The following is a 20,843-nucleotide window of genomic DNA, read 5'->3' as shown; positions in this document are numbered from 1 at the left end:
TGGAGAAAACTATGCAACGGCAACGCGGCTTCACGTTACTGGAAATTATGGTGGTGATCGTCATTCTCGGCATCCTCGCCAGCCTGGTGGTACCTAACCTGATGGGCAACAAGGAGAAAGCGGACCGCCAGAAGGTGGTCAGCGATCTGGTGGCGCTCGAGGGGGCGCTGGACATGTATAAGCTGGACAACAGCCGCTACCCGAATACCGAACAGGGACTGCAGGCGCTGGTAACCGCCCCGGCCGCCGAGCCGCATGCCCGCAACTACCCGGAAGGGGGCTATATCCGCCGCCTGCCGCAGGACCCGTGGGGAAATGAGTATCAGCTGTTAAGCCCCGGTCAGCATGGCGCCATCGACGTCTTCAGCGTCGGCCCGGACGGGATGCCCGACACCAATGACGACATCGGCAACTGGACCCTCGGGAAGAAATAGTGTCTCAGCGCGGTTTCACCCTCCTGGAAATGATGCTGGTCCTGCTGCTGATCGGCATCAGCGCCAGCATGGTGCTGCTGGCGTTTCCCTCCGCCCGCACCCAGGAGGCCACGCAGATCCTGGCGCGCTTTCAGGCGCAGCTGGACTTTGTCCGCGAGCGCGGGCAGCAAACCGGCCAGCTCTTCGGGATCGTCATCCACCCTGACCGCTGGCAGTTTATGCGTCTGCAGCCTGCAGATGAAGGCGCCCCGGCGGCGGCTGACGACCGCTGGGGCAACGCGCAGTGGCTGCCGCTGCAGGCCGGGCGCGCCACCACGGCGGAAACCCTCCCGCAGGCCAGGCTGACGCTGCGCTTTCCCGACGGCCAGGCGTGGACGCCGGGCGAGCAGCCCGACGTGATCATCTTCCCCGGCGGCGAAGTCACGCCGTTTCAGCTGCGGATTGACGCCGCGACGGGCATCAACATCGACGCCCAGGGCGACAGTCAGCCGCTGGCGGCGCGGGAGCAGCCATGAAACGCGAGAGCGGAATGACGCTTATCGAAGTGATGGTCGGGCTGGTGATTTTCGCCCTCGCCGGCCTGGCGGTGATGCAGTCCACCCTGCAGCAGACGCGCCAGCTTGGGCGTATGGAAGAGAAAATCCTCGCCAGCTGGCTGGCGGATAATCAGCTGGTGCAGCTGCGGCTGGAGAAACGCTGGCCCGCCCTCAGCTGGTCCGAAACCACCGTGGAGGCCGCCGGGACGCGCTGGTTCGTCCGCTGGCAGGGGGTGGAAACCGCGCTGCCGCAGCTGCGGGCGCTGGACGTGGAGGTCCGGCGGCAAAAAAGCGATCCCGCGCCGCTGGCGACGCTTCGCACCTGGGTGACGTCGCCATGATAACGAAAATGCGCGGTTTCACCCTGATTGAAACGCTGCTGGCGCTGGCTATCCTCGCCGTCCTCAGCGCCGCCGCCGTGATGGTGCTGCAGAACGTCATCCGCGCCGATGGCCTGACCCGCGAGAAGAGCCAGCAGATCGCCGCCCTCCAGCGCGCCTTTCGCCAGATCGCCGATGATGTCACGCACATCATTCCCCGTCGCGCCAGAAACAGCGACACGCTTTTCTTCGCCGGACGTTTCCAGTTGCAGAGCGACGACTGGGGGCTGGCCTTCAGCCGCAGCGGCTGGCCGAATCCGCTGGGGATCCTCCCGCGCTCGGAGATCCAGAACGTCAGCTACCGCCTGCGCCAGCAGCAGCTTGAACGGCTCAGCTTCGATCAACAGGATCCGCTGACCGGCAGCCAGCCGACGGTCCGGGTGCTGCTGCGCGAGGTGACGGCGTTTCGCCTGCGGTTTTATGCCGACGGGCGCTGGCAGGAGACCTGGGACCGCTCGCAGTCGCTGCCGCAGGGGCTGGAGATCACCCTGACGCTGGCGAACAGCGGGGAGATAACCCGCCTGTTTTTACTCACCCCGGGAGGCGGCCAGTGAAAAATCGGCAACGCGGCGTCGCGCTCCTGATGGTGCTGTTCATCCTCGCCCTGATGATGATCCTCGCCAGCGCCATGACCGAACGCACCTCGGTCATGTATCAACACACCGCCGTGACCCTCGATAATCTGCAGGCCAGATGGTACGCCCTGGCGGCGGAAAACATGGCCGCCGCGCTACTGCAACGCGACGCGCTGGACTCGCCCAGTCAAACGAACCTGGCGCAAACCTGGGCGCAGGGGGGGCGCCGCTTTACCCTCGACGATGGCGAAATCCTCGCCACGATCCGCGACGGGCACGCCTGCTTTAATCTCAATGCCATCAACCATCGCGCGGATGAGACCAGCGGCGGTACGCCCTACCCGAGCGACGTCTTCGCCCGGCTGCTGGCGCTGCTCGGCGAGTCGCCGCTGCGCGCCAGCCAGATAGCCGCCGCCCTCGGCGACTGGACGGACAGCGACGGCCAGCCGCGGCTGAACGGCGCGGAAGACGAGGTCTATATGGCGCAAACCCCGGGCTATCTCGCCGCCAACCAGCCGATGCAGGATGTCAGCGAGCTGCGCCTGCTGGCCGGAATGGACGCCGCGCTCTATCAGCGCCTGCTCCCCTTCGTCTGCGTCCAGCCGGATGATGCGCTGCAGGTCAATGTCAACACCCTGCGCCCCTCCCAGGCCGCCCTGCTGGCGGCCCTCTTTCCCGGCGATCTGACGCTGCAGGAGGCGCAACAGCTGCTGCACAACCGCCCGCGAACCGGGTGGAGCAGCGTCGCCGCCTTTCTCGCACAGCCGACGCTGCAGAAAACCGATACCACGCTCGCCCGTCCCTGGCTGACGGTGCACAGCACACGCTTTATCGCCGCCTTCACCGTGGTGACCGGCAACCTTCGCTTTCAGCTGCACAGCGTCCTGCAACAGGAGGGGCGCGCCTTTACCGTCGTCCAGCGGCGATACGGACTTTCTATGGTGGTTGATGAATAAGTTTAACGCTTACCCCCAGGCCATGCTGATCGTGCGCTTCGCCCCCGGGCAGGCGCCGCTGCACTGGCAACTCTTCGCCCCCGGCGAGCCGCACCACGAAGCCAGCGGCCGGTGGCCGGCTGACGACGCCAGCCCTTTCCCGACACTGGCGGCGCATTACCCGGCCTGGGTGCTGATCCCGGCCAGCGACTGCGCGTTTCACACCCTCACCCTGCCGGCGGGCCTGCGTAAACCGCCGCTGCAGGTGGCCCCCTTCCTGCTGGAAGAGCAGCTGGCCGACGAGGTGGAAGCCACCCATTTTGCCCTGCTCCACCGCCAGCAGGCCCAGTGCGTGATCGTCGCCGTGCAGCGGCAAAAAATGCGCGACTGGCTGGCGCGCTGCGAGTCGCTCTCGCTACGGCCCCTGGCGTTGACGCCCGATGTGCTGGCCCTGCCCTGGCAACCGCCGGCGTGGAGCGCGGTGCAGGCGGACGACCAGTGGCTGATCCGCCACCAGCCATGGGCCGGCATGGCGGCGGAACCCCCCTGGCTGGCGGAGCTGCTGCAGGGCGAGGCGGAAGCGCACGTCATCGACAGCTATTCGCCGCCACCCGCGGCGCCGGGAGAGTGGCGCGCGCAGCCTGCGCAGACGCTGCTCTCCCTCGCCGCAAGTCATCCGGCGGCGCAGAAGCTCAGTCTGCTGCAGGGGGAGTTCGCCGTCCGCCGTCGGCGGCCTGATCAGACGAGCTGGCGTCCGGCGCGGTATGCCGCGCTGGCCCTGGCGCTGCTGGTGGCGGTTAACAGCGTGCTGGATCATCGCGATCTGGCGCGTCAGGCCGAGGCCGCCCGGCAGGCCAGCCGGGCCTACTATCATCGCTGGTTTCCAACGGAGAAAAAGGTGATTAACCCGCGACTGCAGATGCAGCAGCATCTGCAAACCCTTGCCCGTCAGGCGCAGCATGCCCCCCTCGTCGACCGCCTCAGCGCGTTGCAAAACATCATCAGCGAAACGCCGGGGATCCGCCTGCGGGCGCTGAGCTGGGATGCCGCAGGCAACCGTCTGCAGCTGGATATCGCCGCGGCCTCTTCCCGGGCGCTGGAGCAGTTTACCCAGCGAGCGCAGCCGCGGTTTCGCGTCCGGCCAGGCGACATGACCACCAGGCCGGATGGCATTGAGGGACAGCTGACGCTGGAGGAAAACGATGGCTAATCTGCTCATCTGGTGTCGGCAGCGCACGCTGTCGGAGCAGCGCCTGCTGCTCGGCCTGGCGGGATTGCTGACAGCCTGCGCCCTCTGGTACGGGCTGTGGCAGCCCTGGCGGGCCCGCGAGGCGCAGTGGCGGCAAACCCTGGTGAAAGAGCAGGCCAGCCTGCGCTGGATGACGCAGCAGGGTCCGCGCCTGCAGCAGCTCAGCCAGCAGCCCGCGCCGGCGGCAAAAGAGGCGCTCACCGCGCTGGTGATGCGCGAGGCGGCGAGCCACGGGCTGGAAGTCGTTCGTCTGCAGCCGCAGGGGAAACGTCTGCAGGTCACCCTTCAGCCCTGCGCCTTCCAGGCGCTAATGGACTGGCTGGACGCCCCGGCGATGCGCGGCGTCAACGTGGTCTCGCTGTCCGTAACCGGGCAGCCGTCGCGGCCGGGCTGGGTCACGGTCAACCATCTGCTGCTGGAGCGCGACGATGAAAGCTAACGGGCTCTCAGGTGGGCTACTGCTGGCGCTCTATCTGCTGTGGTTGACCGCCACCGCCCCGGCGCGTCTGTTAGTCCCGATGCTGCCGCCCGAGGTACAGGTGGCCAACCTTAGCGGCAGCATCTGGCGCGGCGCGGCGCAGTCGGTCTCCTGGCGCGGCGTGCGGCTTGAGCGGCTGACGTGGTCGCTCACCCTGGCTGGCTGGCAGATCGCGCTCAGCGATCCCCGCGGCGTGGAGGGTCAGGCCCGGCTGTGGGGCATCCGCGATCTGCGTCTGCAGGAGGGGCGGCTCACCGCCCCCGCCAGCCTGCTTGGACGCTGGCTAACGCCGACTATGCCCGTCAGCGCCGAGGGAGAGGTCACGTTCAGCCTGGCCGAAGCGCACTTCAGCGAGGGGCGCTGCCGGCAAATCACCGCCGGACGCGCGCAGTGGCGTCAGGCCCGGCTGCACTCTCCGGTCGGTAGCCTGGAGCTGGCCCAGGTCAGTGGCGCCTTAAGCTGTACGGCGAACGGCGCCGTGGCGCTGGCCATCCGCCAGGATTCTCATCAGTTGAGCCTCAGCGGCCAGGGAACCCTGTCGCCCGATGGCCGCTATCTGTTTCGCGGTACGCTACAGCCCCGTCAGGGGATGCCGCCCCTGCTGGCGCTGCTGGTCACCCGCCCGATGGCGAAAAACGCCCCGGGCCCGACGCCGTGGCAGCTGCAGGGAAAATGGTGATTAAAGGAGCAAAAATGACGACATTAGCCGCATTATCGCTGCATTTTCCCCTTGTCTGGTATGGTTTCCTGCTGCTGTTCGGCCTGGCGCTGGGCAGCTTTTACAACGTGGTGATCTACCGTCTGCCGCGCATGCTGACCCAAACCGCGGACGACGAGCCGATAACCCTCAGCACGCCGGGCTCATCCTGCCCGCAGTGTCGCCAGCCGATAGCCTGGCGGGACAATATCCCGCTGCTCAGCTTCCTCTGGCTAGGCCGTCGCGCCCGCTGCTGTCAGGCGCGCATCTCGTGGAGCTATCCGCTGACCGAGCTGGCTACCGGCCTGCTGTTTATCCTCGCCGGGGCGCTGCTCGCGCCGGGCCTGGCGCTGGCGGGCGGCCTGGTGCTGCTCTCCTTCCTGCTGATACTGGCGCGGATTGACGCCCGGACCCAGCTGCTGCCCGATCGCCTGACCCTGCCCCTGCTGTGGGCCGGACTGCTGTTTAATCTTAACGAGGTGTACATTGCGCTGCCGGACGCGGTCGCTGGGGCGATGGCCGGTTATCTGGCGCTGTGGTCGGTCTACTGGCTGTTCCGCCTGCTGACCGGCAAAGAGGCCCTGGGCTATGGCGATTTTAAGCTGCTGGCGGCGCTGGGCGCCTGGTGCGGCTGGCAGGCTCTGCCGCAGGTGCTGTTGCTCGCCTCGGCCAGCGGGCTGGCGTGGACCCTGCTGCAACGCCTGTGGACCCGGCAGTCGCTGCAGCAGCCGCTGGCCTTCGGCCCCTGGCTGGCGCTGGCGGGAGGGGGCGTTTTTCTCTGGCAGCAGATGGTCTAGCGTGAGTGGTTCGCCTGGCCGGGCAGAATGCCGCCCGGCGCCTGGGGCTACGAATATTTTTTGCTGCGCCGGGTCGGGGCGGCGTTGGCCGGATCGTCCGGCCAGACGTGTTTCGGATAACGTCCCTTCATCTCTTTTTGCACCTCGCGGTAGCTTCCCTGCCAGAAGGCGCTGAGATCGCGAGTGATCTGCAGAGGACGCTGGGCGGGCGACAGCAGCTCCAGCACCAGCGGCACCCGCCCCTCGGCGATAACCGGCGTCGTGGCCTCGCCGAACATCTCCTGCATACGCACCGCCAGCGCCGGCGGGTTCTCCGCATGGTATCGGATCGCCAGACGGCTGCCGGTCGGCACGGTATAGTGCGTCGGCAGCTCGCGATCCAGCTTCTGGCGCAGCGGCCACGGCAGCCAGTCCTGTAGCGCCTGACGCAGATCCAACGCCTTCAGCGCCCGCAGCGAGTGAACGCCGTTCATCTGCGGCAGCAGCCATGCCTCCAGCGAGGCCAGCAGCGAAGCGTCATCCACCGTGGGCCATGCCTCTTCCGGCAGCCACTGCGCCGCACACTGCAGCCGCAGTCGCAGCTGCTCGGCCTCTGGCGTCCAGTTGAGCACCGCAAGGCCTTTCTCACGAATACCGTTGAGCATCGCCTGATGCAGCTCCGCCTCAGATGGCTTCGCCAGCGGCTGGGTCTTGATCACCAATTGGCCCGTCACGGTCCGCCGCCAGGCTTTCAGCGTCCCCTGCGCTTCATCCCACTCCACCGTGTCGGAACGCTGCGCCAGCTCGGGACGGGCGGCGATCAGCTCGCCGATATCCACCGGCAGAGCCAGCAGCATGCGGGCATCCGGCGAGGCGCTGCCCTGCAGCAGCAGCGGGGCGATCAGCCACTCATGGCGGCCCAGCGCGTCGTCGGCGTCAAGCATCGCGCCCATGCCGTTCGCCAGCTGATAGCGTCCCTCCTGACCGCGGCGACGGGCGATGCGGTCGGCGAAGGCCGACGCCAGTAGCGCGGCCATTCGTCCGGCGTCGGGCTGTCCGCTGCGGCAGGCCAGACGCTTCATCAGCTGCTGCGCCCGCTGCTGCCAGTTGGCCTGCTGACGGGAAAAGACGGCGGCCAAATCCACCAGCCCGCCGCGCGGCGGCTCCTCGAGGATCGCCGCCAGCCTGGCCGCCGTCGCCACCTCGTCATCGGTCTGCGCAGCGGCCAGCATCGCCGCCAGCCGGGGCTCGTTGCCGAGAGTCGCCATTTTGCGGCCAAACGCCGACAGCCGCTCGCCGTCCAGCGCCGAGAGCGCCTCCAGCAGGCGGCGCGCGGCGGCCAGGTTCACCGCCGGCGGCTGATCCAGCCAGGCCAGCGCAGCCGGATCGTGGCACCCCCACTGCAGCAGCTCCAGCAACAGCGCCGACAGATCGCTGTGCAGGATCTCCGGTTCGCTCTGCGCCGCCGCTCGTTCGGCCTGTTCTTTGCCAAGCAAATGCAGGCAGATCCCCGGGGAGAGACGACCGGCGCGTCCGGCGCGCTGCGTCATCGATGCCTGGCTGATGCGCTGCGTCACCAGCCGGGTCAGACCGGTGCGCGGGTCAAAGCGGGCAACCCGCTCCTGGGCGCTGTCGACCACCAGGCGGATGCCCTCGATGGTCAAACTGGTCTCGGCAATGTTGGTGGCCAGCACCACTTTGCGCTTCCCGGCCGGCGCCGGGAGGATCGCTTTGCGCTGCTCGCTCAGGGGCAGCGCGCCATACAGCGGACAGAGGATGACATCCTCCGCCACGCGCTCCGTCAGCTGGTCGAGAACGCGCTGGATCTCGCCGACGCCGGGCAGAAACAGCAGCATCGACCCTTGTTCATGCCGCAGGAGCTCCGCCGCCGCTACCGCCACCGCCTCATCAAAACGCTGGTGCGCGGAGAGCGGGCTGAAGCGACGCTCCACCGGATAAGCGCGCCCCTCCGAGACCACCACCGGCGCCTCCGGCAGCAGACGCTGCAGGCGCTCGTTATCGAGGGTCGCCGACATAATCAGCAGTTTGAGATCGTCACGTAACCCCTGCTGGACATCAAGCAGCAGGGCCAGCGCCAGATCCGCCTGCAGGCTGCGCTCGTGAAACTCATCGAGGATCACCAGCCCCACGCCCGTCAGCTCGGGATCGCGCTGGATCATGCGCGTCAGGATCCCCTCCGTGACCACCTCCAGGCGGGTCTGCGGTCCGACGCAGGTTTCGGCGCGCATGCGGTAACCCACGGTCTCCCCCGGCTTTTCGCCGAGCAGTTCAGCCAGCCGCTGCGCGACATTGCGCGCCGCCAGACGCCTCGGCTCCAGCAGGATAATGCGTCCCGTGATGTTGCCCTCGGCAAGGATCTGCAGCGGCAGCCAGGTCGACTTCCCGGCGCCGGTCGGCGCGTTGAGCAAAACCTGCGGCGCATGCTGCAGGGCGGATAACAGTTCTGGGAGGACGGCGGCAACCGGCAATGAGGACACAAAAGGCTCCGGGGGTTAACATTCAGGGGCTCGCATTGTAGCATCCCCCTAATTCATTACCGAGTCTCTATCATGTCTGAGCCGAAAAGGCTGTTTTTTGCGATTGAACTGCCGCCTGCCATCCGCAAACAGATTGTCCAGTGGCGGGCAACGCACTTCCCGGAGGATGCCGGCAGGCCCGTCGCGGCGGATAACCTTCACCTCACGCTGGCGTTTCTCGGCGAGGTGAGCGCGGAAAAACAGCGGGCGCTGACCGCCCTCGCCGGCCGCCTCCAGCCGCCGGGCTTTACCCTGACGCTGGACGATGCCGGACAGTGGCTGCGCTCGCGGGTGGTCTGGCTCGGGACCCGTCAGCCGCCGCGCGGCCTGCTGCAGCTCGCCAGCATGCTGCGCGCTCAGGCGGCGCGCAGCGGCTGCTATCAGAGTCCGCAGCCGTTTCATCCGCATATTACCCTGTGGCGCGACGCCCGCCAGGCGGTGCCGATCCCGCCGCCCGGCTTTCGCTGGACGTTTCCGGTGAACGAGTTCGTGCTCTATGAATCCAGCTTTAGCCGGGGGCGCACGCGCTACACGGCGTTGGAACATTATCCGTTTGATAAGGAAAATTGATGCAGTTTGATCCGCCGTTGCAGCCCGCCATTTTGCTTAAACGTTACAAACGATTTCTTGCCGACGTGGTGACCCCCGATGGCCGCGAGCTGACGCTCCACTGCCCGAATACCGGGGCGATGACCGGCTGCGCCGCCCCGGGCGACACCGTCTGGTATTCCACCTCTGACAATGTGAAGCGCAAATATGCCCACACCTGGGAATTAACTGAAACGCAGCAGGGCGCCGTTATTTGCGTCAATACGCTGCGCGCGAATACGCTGGCGAAAGAGGCGATTTCCGCCGGAATAATCCCTGAACTTTCAGGCTATAACCAGCTGAAAAGCGAAGTGAAATATGGCGCAGAGAATAGCCGTATCGATATTATGTTACAGGCAGATGATCGCCAAAACTGCTATATTGAAGTGAAATCGGTTACGTTGGCGGAGAAAGAATACGGTTATTTTCCCGATGCGGTGACCACGCGCGGTCAGAAGCACCTGCGGGAGCTGATGGCCGTCGCGGCAAATGGCGACCGCGCGGTGATTTTATTTGCCGTCCTGCATTCGGCAATTGACCGTTTCTCTCCCGCGCATCATATTGATGCCAGATACGCACAGCTGTTAACAGAAGCCCGCGACAAGGGGGTGGAAATTCTCGCCTGGAAAGCGGAACTTTCTACGACGAGGATGACTCTGAATAAGCCGATCGCCGTGGTGTTAAACCCCGGTAAATAAGTGGCTAAATAGTGTTCGGGTCGCAAGCGCGAATACGCTTTTCTTCACAGGGTTGTCAAGTGTAACGTTTAGATAATTGCTATCCGGAAAAGCATCTGCTATTTATAGCGGCCTGATTTTCCCCCACATGGGGATCGATAGTGCGTGTTAAGGAGAAGCAACATGCAAGAAGGGCAAAACCGTAAAACATCGTCCCTGAGTATTCTCGCCATCGCTGGGGTGGAGCCGTACCAAGAGAAACCGGGCGAAGAGTATATGAACGAAGCCCAGCTGGCGCACTTCAAGCGTATTCTTGAAGCATGGCGTAATCAACTCAGGGATGAAGTGGATCGCACCGTATCGCACATGCAGGATGAAGCTGCTAACTTCCCGGACCCGGTAGACCGTGCCGCCCAGGAAGAAGAGTTCAGCCTGGAGCTGCGTAACCGCGACCGCGAACGTAAACTGATCAAAAAGATCGAGAAAACGCTGAAAAAAGTTGAAGATGAAGACTTCGGCTACTGCGAATCCTGCGGCGTGGAGATCGGCATTCGCCGTCTGGAAGCGCGTCCGACAGCGGATCTGTGCATTGACTGCAAAACCCTGGCGGAAATTCGCGAAAAACAGATGGCGGGCTAATCCCCTGCTGCCTCACTCTCTGGCGGGAGTCTCTCCCGCCTGGTTCTGTTGTCCGTATCATGACTGACTCACGCTATATAGGGCGCTTTGCTCCCTCCCCCTCCGGCGAACTCCACTTCGGCTCTCTGATCGCCGCGCTCGGCAGCTACCTGCAAGCCCGCGCGAACCAGGGTATCTGGCGCGTTCGTATTGAAGATATCGACCCGCCGCGCGAAGTCCCCGGGGCCGCCGACACCATCCTGCGCCAGCTCGACCACTACGGTCTGCACTGGGACGGCGAGGTGCTCTGGCAGTCGCAACGGCACGAAGCCTACCGCGAGGCGCTGGCCTGGCTGGGGGAGCAAGGGCTGAGCTATTACTGCACCTGCACCCGCGCGCGGATCCACGCCGTAGGCGGGATCTACGATGGTCACTGCCGCGACCTTGGGCTGGGGGCGGAAAACGCCGCGCTGCGTCTGCGCCAGACCCGTCCGGTTCTGCAGTTCACCGACCGCCTGCGCGGCACGCTGGTCGCCAACGAGCCGCTGGCGCGTGAAGATTTTATTATCCACCGTCGCGACGGGCTGTTTGCCTACAACCTGGCGGTGGTGGTCGATGATCACTTTCAGGGGATCACCGAGATCGTCCGCGGCGCCGATCTGATTGAGCCGACGGTGCGGCAGATTTCGCTGTATCAGCATTTTGGCTGGCAGGCACCGGACTACCTCCATCTGCCGCTGGCCCTCAATGCCGACGGCAATAAGCTCTCTAAACAAAACCACGCGCCGGCGCTGCCGGAAGGCGATCCGCGCCCCGAAATCGTCCGCGCGCTCCGCTTTCTGAATCAGGAGATCGACGGGGAGTGGCAGGCCCTGAGCGTCGCTGATTTACTCGCCCAGGCCGTCGCCAACTGGCAGCCCGCGAAAATCGAGCATTCTCAAATGGCTCCCGCTGAGCTATGATTAGCCGCTATTTTTACACTGTACAGTTGATCTGAAGTCCGTCTGACACTACGAGGTGCACCATTTTTACCCGAGTCGCTAATTTTTGCCGTAAGGTGCTAAGCCGTGAGGAGCGCGAGGCAGAAGCCGCCGTCGAACCAACGCCTATGACGGTGATCCCGCGTGAGCAGCATGCTATTTCCCGCAAAGATATCAGTGAAAACGCCCTCAAGGTCATGTACCGCCTCAACAAGGCGGGCTACGAGTCCTGGCTGGTTGGCGGCGGCGTCCGCGACCTGCTGCTTGGCAAAAAGCCAAAAGATTTTGACGTCACGACCAACGCCACGCCGGATCAGGTGCGTAAGCTGTTCCGCAACTGCCGTCTGGTCGGGCGCCGTTTCCGCCTCGCGCACGTGATGTTCGGGCCGGAAATTATTGAGGTCGCTACCTTCCGTGGCCATCACGAAGGACACACTACCGATCGCGTCACCTCCCAGCGGGGCCAGAACGGCATGCTGCTGCGCGATAACATCTTCGGCTCGATCGAAGAGGACGCCCAGCGTCGCGACTTCACCATTAACAGCCTCTATTACAGCGTGGCGGACTTTACCGTGCGCGACTACGTCGGCGGCATGAAGGATCTGCAGGACGGCGTGATCCGCCTGATCGGCAATCCGGAAACCCGCTATCGCGAGGATCCGGTACGCATGCTGCGCGCGGTGCGCTTCGCCGCCAAGCTGGATATGACCATCAGCCCGGAAACGGCCGAACCGCTGCCGCGGCTGGCCGCCCTGCTCCACGACGTGCCGCCGGCGCGCCTGTTCGAAGAAGTGCTCAAGCTGCTGCAGGCCGGGCATGGCTATCAGACCTACCTGCTGCTGCGGGAATACAACCTGTTCCAGCCGCTGTTCCCGACCATCACCCGCTACTTTACCGAGCGCGGCGATAGCCCGATGGAGCGGATCATCAACCAGGTGCTGAAGAACACCGACACCCGCATTCATAACGACATGCGCGTCAATCCGGCCTTCCTCTTCTCGGTGATGTTCTGGTATCCGCTGCTGGAAACTGCGCAAAAAATCGCTCAGGAGAGCGGTCTGGCGTACTATGACGCCTTCGCGCTGGCGATGAACGACGTACTGGACGAAGCCTGCCGTACGCTGGCGATCCCTAAGCGCATCACCACCCTGATCCGCGATATCTGGCAGCTGCAGCTGCGCATGTCCCGTCGCCAGGGCAAACGCGCCTGGAAGCTGATGGAGCATCCGAAATTCCGCGCCGCCTACGATCTGCTGGAGCTACGCGCCGGCGCTGAAAACAACGGCGAACTGCAGCGTCTGACCAAATGGTGGGGCGAATTCCAGGTCGCCGCGCCGCCGGCGCAAAAAGATATGCTCAACGACCTCGGGGACGATCCGGCGCCGCGCCGTCGCCACCGCCGTCCGCGCAAGCGCGCGCCGCGCCAGGGTAACGCATGACCCTGGTCTATATCGCCCTCGGCAGTAACCTCGCTTCGCCACTGGCGCAGGTGCAGGCGGCCATCCGCGCCCTGGGCGAAATACCTTACAGCCGCGTGGTGAACGTCTCTTCGTTCTACCGCACGCCGCCGCTGGGTCCGCAGGATCAGCCGGACTATCTCAACGCCGCCGTCGCGCTGGAAACCACGCTGGCCCCCGAGGCGCTGCTCGATCACACCCAGCGCATTGAGCTGCAGCAGGGTCGGGTGCGCAAAGCCGAACGCTGGGGGCCGCGCACCCTCGATCTCGATATTATGCTGTTTGGCGATGCGGTCATTAACAGCGAGCGTCTGACCGTTCCGCACTACGATATGAAAAACCGCGGCTTTATGCTCTGGCCGCTGTTCGAGATCGCCCCGAACCTCCGCTTTCCTGACGGCCCTGCGCTGCGTACCGTACTGGATGATCTCGGCGCGGCAAAGCCCGCTATCTGGTAATTCCCTCTCCTTTTTTAGCATTTACGGCGATCGTCGTAATCGGTTGCCCAAAATCATTGCCCCTCTAAATGCTGCTGTTAGAATGCCGGTTAATATGACTTTCATCATCAGGAAATGTTATGAAACCGACCACCATTGCCCTGCTGCAGAAATGCAAACAGGAAAAGAAGCGCTTTGCCACCATTACCGCCTACGACCATAGCTTCGCGAAGCTGTTCGCCGATGAAGGCATTAATGTGCTGCTGGTGGGCGACTCGCTGGGAATGACGGTGCAGGGTCACGACTCCACCCTGCCGGTCACCGTGGAAGATATCGCCTATCACACCCGCGCCGTCCGCCGCGGCGCGCCGAACAGCCTGCTGCTCGCCGACCTGCCGTTTATGGCCTACGCCACGCCGGAGCAGACCTTTGAAAATGCCGCCATCGTGATGCGCGCCGGCGCCAATATGGTCAAACTCGAAGGCGGCGCCTGGCTGGCCGAGACCGTGAGGATGCTGGCGGAACGCGCGGTGCCGGTTTGCGGCCACCTCGGCCTGACGCCGCAGTCGGTGAACGTATTCGGTGGCTATAAAGTGCAGGGCCGCGGCGATGCGGCGCAAACCCTGTTTGAAGACGCGTTAGCGCTGGAAGCGGCAGGCGCGCAGCTGCTGGTGCTGGAGTGCGTCCCGGTCGCCCTGGCGAAACGCATCACCGAAGCCCTGACCATTCCGGTGATCGGCATCGGCGCGGGCAACGTCACCGATGGGCAGATCCTGGTGATGCATGACGCTTTCGGCATTACCGGCGGCCACATTCCGAAATTTGCCAAGAATTTCCTTGCCGAGGCGGGCGACATCCGCGCCGCGGTGCGGCAGTATATTGCCGAAGTCGAATCCGGGGTCTATCCGGGCGAAGAACACAGTTTCCATTAAGGAGTCTTGTTGTGCTGATTATAGAATCCGTGCTGCTGCTGCGTCAGCATATCCGCCGTCTGCGTCAGGAAGGCAAGCGTATCGCGCTGGTCCCGACGATGGGCAACCTGCATGAAGGTCATATGAAGCTGGTTGATGAAGCCAAAGCCAGCGCGGACGTGGTGGTGGTCAGTATTTTCGTCAATCCGATGCAGTTTGACCGCGCCGATGACCTGGCGCGCTACCCGCGCACCCTGCAGGATGATTGCGAAAAGCTGAACAAGCGTCATGTCGACTTTGTCTTCGCGCCGACGCCGGCGGAAGTCTACCCGCAGGGCACCGAAGGCCAGACCTACGTCGACGTCCCCGGCCTGTCCACTATGCTGGAAGGCGCCAGCCGTCCGGGCCATTTTCGCGGCGTGTCGACCATCGTCAGTAAGCTGTTCAACCTGGTTCAGCCAGACGTCGCCTGCTTTGGCGAGAAAGACTTCCAGCAGCTGGCGCTGATCCGCAAGATGGTTGCCGACATGGGCTACGATATCGATATTATCGGCGTGCCGATCGTCCGCGCGAAGGATGGCCTGGCGCTGAGCTCGCGTAACGGCTATCTGACCGCCGACCAGCGCAAAATCGCCCCCGGTCTGTATAAAGTGCTGAGCGCGGTGGCGGAAAAACTGGCCGCCGGCGACCGTCAGCTCGACGAGATCATCGCTATCGCCGAGCAGGAGCTGAACGAGAAAGGTTTCCGTGCCGACGACATTCAGATCCGCGATGCCGACACCCTGCTTGAGCTGACCGACGCCAGCCAGCGCGCGGTGATCCTGATGGCCGCCTGGCTCGGTCAGGCCCGCCTGATCGACAACCAGATCGTCACGCTCGGTCAGTAGACAGCGGGTAAAAATCGGGCAATACTTGCCCGGGCTTTTCTCAGGGCGGACGTCGTGTCCGCTCTGCTACATTAAGGTTGAAGGGTAGAAGTTATGATGCGTAATATGCTGCAGGGCAAGCTCCACCGCGTAAAAGTGACGCAGGCTGACCTGCACTATGAAGGTTCCTGCGCCATTGACCAGGATTTCCTGGATGCGGCCGGTATTCTGGAGAATGAAACCATTCACCTCTGGAACGTCACCAACGGTAACCGTTTCTCCACCTACGCCATTGCCGCCGAGCGGGGTTCCAGAATCATCTCCGTTAACGGCGCCGCCGCGCACTGCGCCAGCGTCGGCGATATCCTGATCATCGCCAGCTTCGTCACCATGTCTGACGAAGAGGCGCGCCGCTGGCAGCCCAACATCGCCTACTTCGAAGGCGACAACGAAATGAAGCGCCAGGCGAAAGCGATTCCGGTGCAGGTCGCCTGATGACCACGACGCTGCGCTCAGGCGCAGCGCCGAAGTTTACCCCTGCGGCTGGTTACTGATCAGCCGCGACATCGTCTCCAGCGAATCCGTGCGTAAGATATATAACCGCTTTAGCAGAAACGGATTGTCCCCCGGCTTCACCTTCCCACGCACCGTCGTCACCGCCATATGAAACCCGGCGTCATTCGCCGCCTGCACCGCCGTGGCGTTATAGCCGCCGAAGGGATAGGAAAGGTAGAGCACATGTGGATTAAACTGGCTCAGCGCCCGGCGCGAACGGGCAAAATCAAACAGAATATTATGGTAATTGCGGCTGAATAAGATCGGCCGCCGGCCGGCGTCCACCCGGTGCAGAAAGTGGGTATGCGACTGAATGTCAAAGACATCCTGGATCTGCCTGAGCTCAGAAATGCTCATGAACTGCAGCGATTTCGGATCCCATTGCTGCGGATGACGCTTGATGCGCGAAGAGATAATAAAGGCGGTGGCGTGGAAGCCATACTGTTTCAACACCGGATAGGCGTAGCGGTTTACCGATTTCAAACCGTCATCGAAGGTAATGGCGACTGCCCGCGCCGGAAGGTTAATTTTATTGCGCACGTAGCCTTCCAGCTGATACAGGGTCAGCGTGGTATACCCCTGATCCCGCAGCCAGGTCATCTGGTTATTGAAGGCGCGTACCGAGGTGGTGGTCGAGGTATGGCGGAAACGGATGTTCTCTTCGTCACGCAGAATATGGTGATAGGTCAGCACGGGGATCCCGTTATCCTCCTGCGCATCCAGACTGCTGACCCACGCCAGCCGATCGCCAATGCGGATCTGAAACCAGGTCTGATTGAGGCGGTCTTTCAGCTTGCTGAGGATCGGATAGCGCAGATTATTGGCCAGCGTGCCGAACGGCGCGCTGCTCACTGAGGGAGCATCATAGAGCGGTGTATCTTTCCAGGTGAGTAAATTCTGGTTACTCAGCGGCTTATTGAGATCCCCCAGACGGTCCTCCACCCGCTGCTTCCCCTGCACTGGCTCCAGATGGCCCTTGTCAATAAACCCGGTGCCGAAGCCGAAGCGAAACTCATAGTAATCAGCCGCCGTCGAGACAACCGCGAGGATCTGCCCGGCACGCACATTGCCCACGCTGACCACATGGTTCCCCACCTGCGCCCAGATCACCGCGTCTTCGGTGGTTTGCATATAGCGCACAGGTTTGCCCTGCTGGCTAAGCAGACTGGCGGAGGCGCTGAGTGAGGTCAGTAAAAGAAGCAGAGTAAAAAATCGGACAAGCATGCGCATCGAACCGGTAAACCATCAACGGCGGTTATTGTAACAAAAGCGGCATCTGTCCCGCTGCTTAATTTCCAAAGGTATCATGACGCAACTGGAACGGGGGGTTCTTCTGCTGCTGATGCCACAGGCTGCTCACCATCGGCCCGCCCGCGCTGACGATAGCCTGGCGAAACGCCTCGCTGCTTAACGTGTCCCGCAGCAGATACATTCGCTCAAGTAATGAATAGCTGACGCCGGAGATCACTTCGCAGTGGGTATGTTTGTGGCTCATCAACGCCGCGGCCCGATAAGGCGCCGCGCCGGTTCTGTCGGTTAGGAAAATGACCCCGTCCCCGGAGTCGGTGGCATGCAGCGCATCGCACATCATCCGGCTCAACATATTGCTGCTGAGATTGCGCCAGTAATTGACCGCCCGGCACTGGGCCAGCGGACCAAATTTTTGTTCAAGACGATCCAGCATCTCCTGCGCCAGCTCATCGTGGCAGGTAATGACCCAACCAAGCATGCTTCCCTCCTTAGCCAGCCAACAATGTAGCAAGGGGAAGATGGCGTATCGGTGATGGGGGTCAAAGATAAGCGGTTAGCGCTTCGCGTATTGGCGTCCGGAAGCGCTAACCGTGATGAGTATCAGCTACGCAGGCCGCGACCGCGCTGGATTAACGACCAGCAGAGGAGATAGAAGGCGACGATGAAGACCACCAGCACCGCAAAGGTGGTCACCAGCGGCACATCGTTGATACCGAGGAAGCCGAAGCGGAAGCCGCTGATCATGTAGACGATGGGGTTCAGATGCGACAGCCCCTGCCAGAACGGCGGCAGCAGGGTCAGCGAGTAGAACACCCCGCCGAGATAGGTCAGCGGCGTCAACACAAAGGTCGGGATCAGGCTGATGTCATCGAAGGTCTTGGCAAACACCGCGTTCAGCAGTCCGGCCAGCGAGAACAGCACCGCGGTGAGGAGCAGCGTCAGGGCGACAAACAGCCAGGAGTGAACCTGGAACGGCACAAAGAACAGCGACACCGCGGTCACCAGGATACCCACGCACAGCCCGCGCGCCACCCCGCCGCCCACGTAGCCGGCGATAATCACGTGCGTCGGCACCGGCGCCACCAGCAGCTCCTCAATGTTGCGCTGAAACTTGGCGCTGAAGAACGACGAGGCGACGTTGGCGTAAGCGTTGGTGATCACCGCCATCATGATCAGGCCCGGCACGATAAACTGCATGTAGGTAAAGCCATGCATCTCGCCGATGCGCGACCCGATCAGGTTACCGAAAATCACGAAGTACAGGGTCATGGTGATCACCGGCGGCACCAGCGTCTGCACCCAGATGCGCATAAAACGGTGGATCTCTTTGGTCCAGATGCTTTTCAGCGCGACCCAATAAAGCTGCATCATGCTGACTCTCCTTTTCGCTCATGCACCAGGGTGACAAACAGCTCTTCCAGACGGTTGGCTTTGTTACGCATACTCAGTACCTGCACCCCCTGGGCGCTCAGCTGCGCGAAAACGCTGTTAATCCCCTGCTCGCGCAGGACCTCCACTTCCAGCGTCGAGGTATCGACCAGCTGATACTGGTAGCCCTCGAGCTTCGGCACCGGGCTTTTTGGCGCGAGGTCGAGAATAAAGGTCTCTGATTTCAGCTTCGACAGCAGCGCTTTCATCGAGGTGTTTTCCACCAGCGTACCGTGCTGGATGATGCCGATGTTGCGGCACAGCATTTCGGCCTCTTCCAGATAGTGGGTGGTCAGAATAATGGTGGTTCCGCGATCGTTGAGATCCTTGAGGAAGCCCCACATCGAGCGGCGTAGTTCGATATCGACGCCGGCGGTCGGCTCGTCGAGGATCAGCAGCTTCGGCTCATGCATCAACGCGCGAGCGATCATCAGGCGGCGCTTCATCCCGCCAGAGAGCATCCGCGCGCGTTCGCTGCGTTTTTCCCACAGATCGAGCTGTTTTAAGTACTTTTCGCTGCGGGCGATGGCTTCTTTACGTTCAACGCCGTAGTAGCCCGCCTGGTTAACGACGATCTGCTGCACGGTCTCGAACGGGTTAAAGTTAAACTCCTGCGGCACCAGGCCAAGCTGGCGCTTGGCGTTGACGACGTCTTTCTCCAGATCGTAGCCAAAGACATTGACCTGACCGGAGGTTTTGTTCACCAGCGAGCTGATGATGCCGATCGTCGTGGATTTTCCCGCCCCGTTCGGGCCCAGCAGGGCATAGAAATCCCCCGCTTCAACCTGCAGGTCAATTCCCCGCAGCGCCTGAACCCCGCCGGGGTAGGTTTTTTTGAGCTGTTTTAATTCCAGAGCAATGGTCATTAAATATCTCTTCTCGTGTCATGACACGTCATTAACCCGCCTGACTGACGTTTGCGCTGTAGTGGCGCGGCCAGCGCATCTGCACAGCCGGAAGTATCACGGGTTAAGATGGTTTTAAAAAAGGTGAGCTTACCCTATATTAGCGCAACGCACTTACTTGGTTACAGGCCGATAACGTCCATGAATGATATAGATACACTCATCAGCAACAATGCACTATGGTCAAAAATGCTGGTGGAAGAGGACCCCGGCTTTTTTGAGAAACTGTCGCAAACGCAGAAACCGCGCTTCCTGTGGATTGGCTGTTCTGACAGCCGCGTACCCGCTGAGCGACTCACCGGCCTGGAGCCAGGCGAACTGTTTGTGCATCGTAACGTGGCGAATCTGGTGATCCACACCGACCTCAACTGCCTGTCGGTGGTGCAGTATGCCGTCGATGTTCTCGAAGTCGAGCACATTATTATCTGCGGCCACTACGGCTGCGGCGGCGTACAGGCGGCGGTGGAGAACCCGGAGCTGGGGCTCATCGACAACTGGCTGCTGCATATCCGCGATATCTGGTTTAAACACAGCTCGCTGCTGGGGGAAATGCCGGAGGAGCGCCGTCTGGATACCCTTTGTGAACTAAACGTAATGGAGCAGGTGTACAACCTGGGACATTCGACGATTATGCAATCGGCGTGGAAGCGCGGACAGAAGGTGACCATCCACGGCTGGGCATATGGCATTCACGACGGACTGCTGCGCGATCTGGATGTGACCGCCGTGAGCCGGGAAACCCTTGAACAGCGCTATCGCCACGGGATCTCCAACCTCAAGATCAAGCACATCAACCACAAATAGCCTTCAGACTTAGCCACTCTGGCGCGCGCGCCAGAGTGGGATATCCCCTTACTCGTCCAGCAGGGTGACTTTGCCGATATACGGCAGATGGCGGTAGCGCTGAGCGTAGTCGATACCGTAGCCCACCACGAACTCGTCCGGAATGGCGAAACCGACGAACTCAACCGGAACATTCACTTCACGGCGGCTTGGTTTATCCAGCAGCGTACAAATGGCCAGCGACTTCGGCTCGCGCAAGCTGAGGATCTCACGCACTTTAGACAGGGTATTGCCGGAGTCGATGATATCTTCCACGATCAGAACGTCTTTACCACGGATGTCTTCGTCCAGATCTTTGAGGATTTTCACATCACGGGTAGTGGACATGCCGCTGCCGTAGCTCGAGGCGGTCATAAAATCGACTTCATGCGGCACCTGCACTTCACGGCACAGGTCGGCCATGAACATAAACGAACCGCGCAGCAGCCCCACCAGCACCATTTCGCTGCCGCTGTTCTGATAATGTTCGTTGATTTGACGACCCAGTTCCGCGATGCGCGCTTTGATCTCGGATTCCGGGATCATCACTTCTACAGTATGTTTCATAAGACTAACCATTTGATTCTAAATATAAATCATCAAAGCCGCTGCTTTCGCCCCGACGATGACCGGCAAGCCATCCAGTATACCAGCAAAAAGAAATCTGCGGTGCAGGGATTAATAAAGCCATATTTGTGATTCCGATCACACTTGTTAAATCCTATAATTAATTGCAGTTAAAAAATTAACA

General features: G+C 62.1%; 26 protein-coding genes. 19 read left to right on the top strand and 7 right to left on the bottom strand.

Annotation, left to right across the window (positions count from 1 at the left end; all coding sequences use genetic code 11):
- The first annotated feature begins 11 nt into the window (after positions 1 to 11).
- The 9 genes from gspG to QLG03_RS13905 are packed head-to-tail and all read left to right on the top strand — an operon-like array spanning position 12 to position 6,081.
- Positions 12 to 434: a type II secretion system major pseudopilin GspG gene (gene gspG / locus QLG03_RS13945; protein WP_002889054.1), complete on the top strand. Its 423-nt coding sequence runs from the start codon at positions 12 to 14 to the stop codon at positions 432 to 434.
- Complete coding sequence (gene gspH, locus QLG03_RS13940) at positions 434 to 949, top strand: type II secretion system minor pseudopilin GspH (RefSeq protein ID WP_023292024.1); 516 nt, start codon at positions 434 to 436, stop codon at positions 947 to 949. The genes gspG and gspH overlap by 1 nt, the downstream gene beginning before the upstream one ends.
- Entirely contained in the window at positions 946 to 1,311 is a 366-nt protein-coding gene (gspI, locus tag QLG03_RS13935) for a type II secretion system minor pseudopilin GspI (RefSeq protein WP_255989426.1), read from the top strand. Before gspH ends, gspI begins: the two co-directional genes overlap by 4 nt.
- Positions 1,308 to 1,904 (top strand): type II secretion system minor pseudopilin GspJ, encoded by a 597-nt coding sequence (gene gspJ, locus QLG03_RS13930; RefSeq protein WP_023292022.1) that lies wholly within the window; start codon positions 1,308 to 1,310, stop codon positions 1,902 to 1,904. The genes gspI and gspJ overlap by 4 nt, the downstream gene beginning before the upstream one ends.
- Positions 1,901 to 2,881 carry a type II secretion system minor pseudopilin GspK gene (gene gspK, locus QLG03_RS13925; RefSeq protein ID WP_282473649.1) on the top strand — a complete coding sequence of 327 codons (981 nt, stop codon included), beginning with the start codon at positions 1,901 to 1,903 and terminating at the stop codon, positions 2,879 to 2,881. Before gspJ ends, gspK begins: the two co-directional genes overlap by 4 nt.
- Complete coding sequence (gene gspL / locus QLG03_RS13920) at positions 2,874 to 4,070, top strand: type II secretion system protein GspL (protein WP_255989422.1); 1,197 nt, start codon at positions 2,874 to 2,876, stop codon at positions 4,068 to 4,070. Before gspK ends, gspL begins: the two co-directional genes overlap by 8 nt.
- Positions 4,063 to 4,548, top strand: coding sequence for a type II secretion system protein M (locus QLG03_RS13915; protein WP_282473648.1), 486 nt, complete (start codon positions 4,063 to 4,065; stop codon positions 4,546 to 4,548). The genes gspL and QLG03_RS13915 overlap by 8 nt, the downstream gene beginning before the upstream one ends.
- On the top strand, positions 4,538 to 5,266 hold the full coding sequence (locus tag QLG03_RS13910) for a type II secretion system protein N (protein WP_255989418.1): 729 nt from the start codon (positions 4,538 to 4,540) through the stop codon (positions 5,264 to 5,266). The genes QLG03_RS13915 and QLG03_RS13910 overlap by 11 nt, the downstream gene beginning before the upstream one ends.
- A gap of 14 nt (positions 5,267 to 5,280) precedes the next feature.
- Positions 5,281 to 6,081, top strand: a complete 801-nt coding sequence (locus QLG03_RS13905; RefSeq protein ID WP_023292017.1) for an A24 family peptidase — start codon at positions 5,281 to 5,283, stop codon at positions 6,079 to 6,081.
- A gap of 47 nt (positions 6,082 to 6,128) precedes the next feature.
- Here QLG03_RS13905 and hrpB read toward each other — a convergent pair whose 3' ends face one another.
- Positions 6,129 to 8,558: an ATP-dependent helicase HrpB gene (gene hrpB / locus QLG03_RS13900; protein WP_064155382.1), complete on the bottom strand. Its 2,430-nt coding sequence runs from the start codon at positions 8,556 to 8,558 to the stop codon at positions 6,129 to 6,131.
- Between the two features lie 72 nt (positions 8,559 to 8,630).
- Between hrpB and thpR the strand changes: the two genes are divergently transcribed.
- The 9 genes from thpR (at position 8,631) to panD (ending at position 15,626) form a co-directional block, all read left to right on the top strand.
- Positions 8,631 to 9,167, top strand: a complete 537-nt coding sequence (gene thpR, locus QLG03_RS13895; RefSeq protein WP_060591166.1) for an RNA 2',3'-cyclic phosphodiesterase — start codon at positions 8,631 to 8,633, stop codon at positions 9,165 to 9,167.
- Positions 9,167 to 9,883 (top strand): DNA/RNA nuclease SfsA, encoded by a 717-nt coding sequence (sfsA, locus tag QLG03_RS13890; RefSeq protein ID WP_023292014.1) that lies wholly within the window; start codon positions 9,167 to 9,169, stop codon positions 9,881 to 9,883. Before thpR ends, sfsA begins: the two co-directional genes overlap by 1 nt.
- 162 nt (positions 9,884 to 10,045) lie before the next feature.
- On the top strand, positions 10,046 to 10,501 hold the full coding sequence (gene dksA, locus QLG03_RS13885) for an RNA polymerase-binding protein DksA (RefSeq protein ID WP_002888845.1): 456 nt from the start codon (positions 10,046 to 10,048) through the stop codon (positions 10,499 to 10,501).
- Positions 10,502 to 10,560: 59 nt separating this feature from the next.
- Positions 10,561 to 11,442 (top strand): tRNA glutamyl-Q(34) synthetase GluQRS, encoded by an 882-nt coding sequence (gene gluQRS, locus QLG03_RS13880; RefSeq protein ID WP_110238085.1) that lies wholly within the window; start codon positions 10,561 to 10,563, stop codon positions 11,440 to 11,442.
- A 62-nt stretch (positions 11,443 to 11,504) separates the two neighbouring features.
- Positions 11,505 to 12,899, top strand: coding sequence for a polynucleotide adenylyltransferase PcnB (gene pcnB / locus QLG03_RS13875; protein ID WP_071787251.1), 1,395 nt, complete (start codon positions 11,505 to 11,507; stop codon positions 12,897 to 12,899).
- Positions 12,896 to 13,375, top strand: a complete 480-nt coding sequence (gene folK / locus QLG03_RS13870) for a 2-amino-4-hydroxy-6-hydroxymethyldihydropteridine diphosphokinase (protein ID WP_101862349.1) — start codon at positions 12,896 to 12,898, stop codon at positions 13,373 to 13,375. Before pcnB ends, folK begins: the two co-directional genes overlap by 4 nt.
- A gap of 119 nt (positions 13,376 to 13,494) precedes the next feature.
- Positions 13,495 to 14,286, top strand: a complete 792-nt coding sequence (gene panB, locus QLG03_RS13865; RefSeq protein WP_023292010.1) for a 3-methyl-2-oxobutanoate hydroxymethyltransferase — start codon at positions 13,495 to 13,497, stop codon at positions 14,284 to 14,286.
- 11 nt (positions 14,287 to 14,297) lie between these two features.
- The gene (panC, locus tag QLG03_RS13860; protein WP_048336412.1) at positions 14,298 to 15,152 is read left to right on the top strand and encodes a pantoate--beta-alanine ligase; all 855 of its coding nucleotides are present in this window, start codon (positions 14,298 to 14,300) and stop codon (positions 15,150 to 15,152) included.
- 93 nt (positions 15,153 to 15,245) lie between these two features.
- The gene (panD, locus tag QLG03_RS13855; protein WP_004204397.1) at positions 15,246 to 15,626 is read left to right on the top strand and encodes an aspartate 1-decarboxylase; all 381 of its coding nucleotides are present in this window, start codon (positions 15,246 to 15,248) and stop codon (positions 15,624 to 15,626) included.
- Between the two features lie 36 nt (positions 15,627 to 15,662).
- On the opposite strand, the gene QLG03_RS13850 is transcribed toward panD, so the two are convergent.
- The 4 genes from QLG03_RS13850 to QLG03_RS13835 form a co-directional block, all read right to left on the bottom strand.
- Positions 15,663 to 16,916 (bottom strand): polysaccharide deacetylase family protein, encoded by a 1,254-nt coding sequence (locus tag QLG03_RS13850; RefSeq protein ID WP_282473647.1) that lies wholly within the window; start codon positions 16,914 to 16,916, stop codon positions 15,663 to 15,665.
- 58 nt (positions 16,917 to 16,974) lie between these two features.
- Positions 16,975 to 17,415 (bottom strand): PTS sugar transporter subunit IIA, encoded by a 441-nt coding sequence (locus QLG03_RS13845; RefSeq protein WP_255989407.1) that lies wholly within the window; start codon positions 17,413 to 17,415, stop codon positions 16,975 to 16,977.
- 122 nt (positions 17,416 to 17,537) lie between these two features.
- Positions 17,538 to 18,308, bottom strand: coding sequence for an ABC transporter permease (locus tag QLG03_RS13840; RefSeq protein WP_004204389.1), 771 nt, complete (start codon positions 18,306 to 18,308; stop codon positions 17,538 to 17,540).
- The gene (locus QLG03_RS13835) at positions 18,305 to 19,231 is read right to left on the bottom strand and encodes an ABC transporter ATP-binding protein (RefSeq protein WP_004204387.1); all 927 of its coding nucleotides are present in this window, start codon (positions 19,229 to 19,231) and stop codon (positions 18,305 to 18,307) included. Before QLG03_RS13835 ends, QLG03_RS13840 begins: the two co-directional genes overlap by 4 nt.
- A gap of 180 nt (positions 19,232 to 19,411) precedes the next feature.
- Between QLG03_RS13835 and can the strand changes: the two genes are divergently transcribed.
- Positions 19,412 to 20,074 carry a carbonate dehydratase gene (gene can / locus QLG03_RS13830; RefSeq protein ID WP_004204385.1) on the top strand — a complete coding sequence of 221 codons (663 nt, stop codon included), beginning with the start codon at positions 19,412 to 19,414 and terminating at the stop codon, positions 20,072 to 20,074.
- 48 nt (positions 20,075 to 20,122) lie between these two features.
- On the opposite strand, the gene hpt is transcribed toward can, so the two are convergent.
- Together hpt and QLG03_RS13820 are read right to left on the bottom strand one after the other, a co-directional pair.
- Positions 20,123 to 20,659: a hypoxanthine phosphoribosyltransferase gene (gene hpt, locus QLG03_RS13825; protein WP_023292006.1), complete on the bottom strand. Its 537-nt coding sequence runs from the start codon at positions 20,657 to 20,659 to the stop codon at positions 20,123 to 20,125.
- A 4-nt stretch (positions 20,660 to 20,663) separates the two neighbouring features.
- Positions 20,664 to 20,783, bottom strand: coding sequence for a hypothetical protein (locus QLG03_RS13820; protein ID WP_032426021.1), 120 nt, complete (start codon positions 20,781 to 20,783; stop codon positions 20,664 to 20,666).
- Between the last annotated feature and the right edge of the window lie 60 nt (positions 20,784 to 20,843).

The organism is Klebsiella sp. V115_8 (assembly GCF_029967715.1).
In the GTDB taxonomy this organism is placed as follows: Bacteria; Pseudomonadota; Gammaproteobacteria; order Enterobacterales; family Enterobacteriaceae; genus Klebsiella; species Klebsiella quasipneumoniae.
The sequence above is the reverse complement of the archived record's forward strand: the minus strand, read 5'-3'. Positions and strand labels throughout refer to the sequence as shown.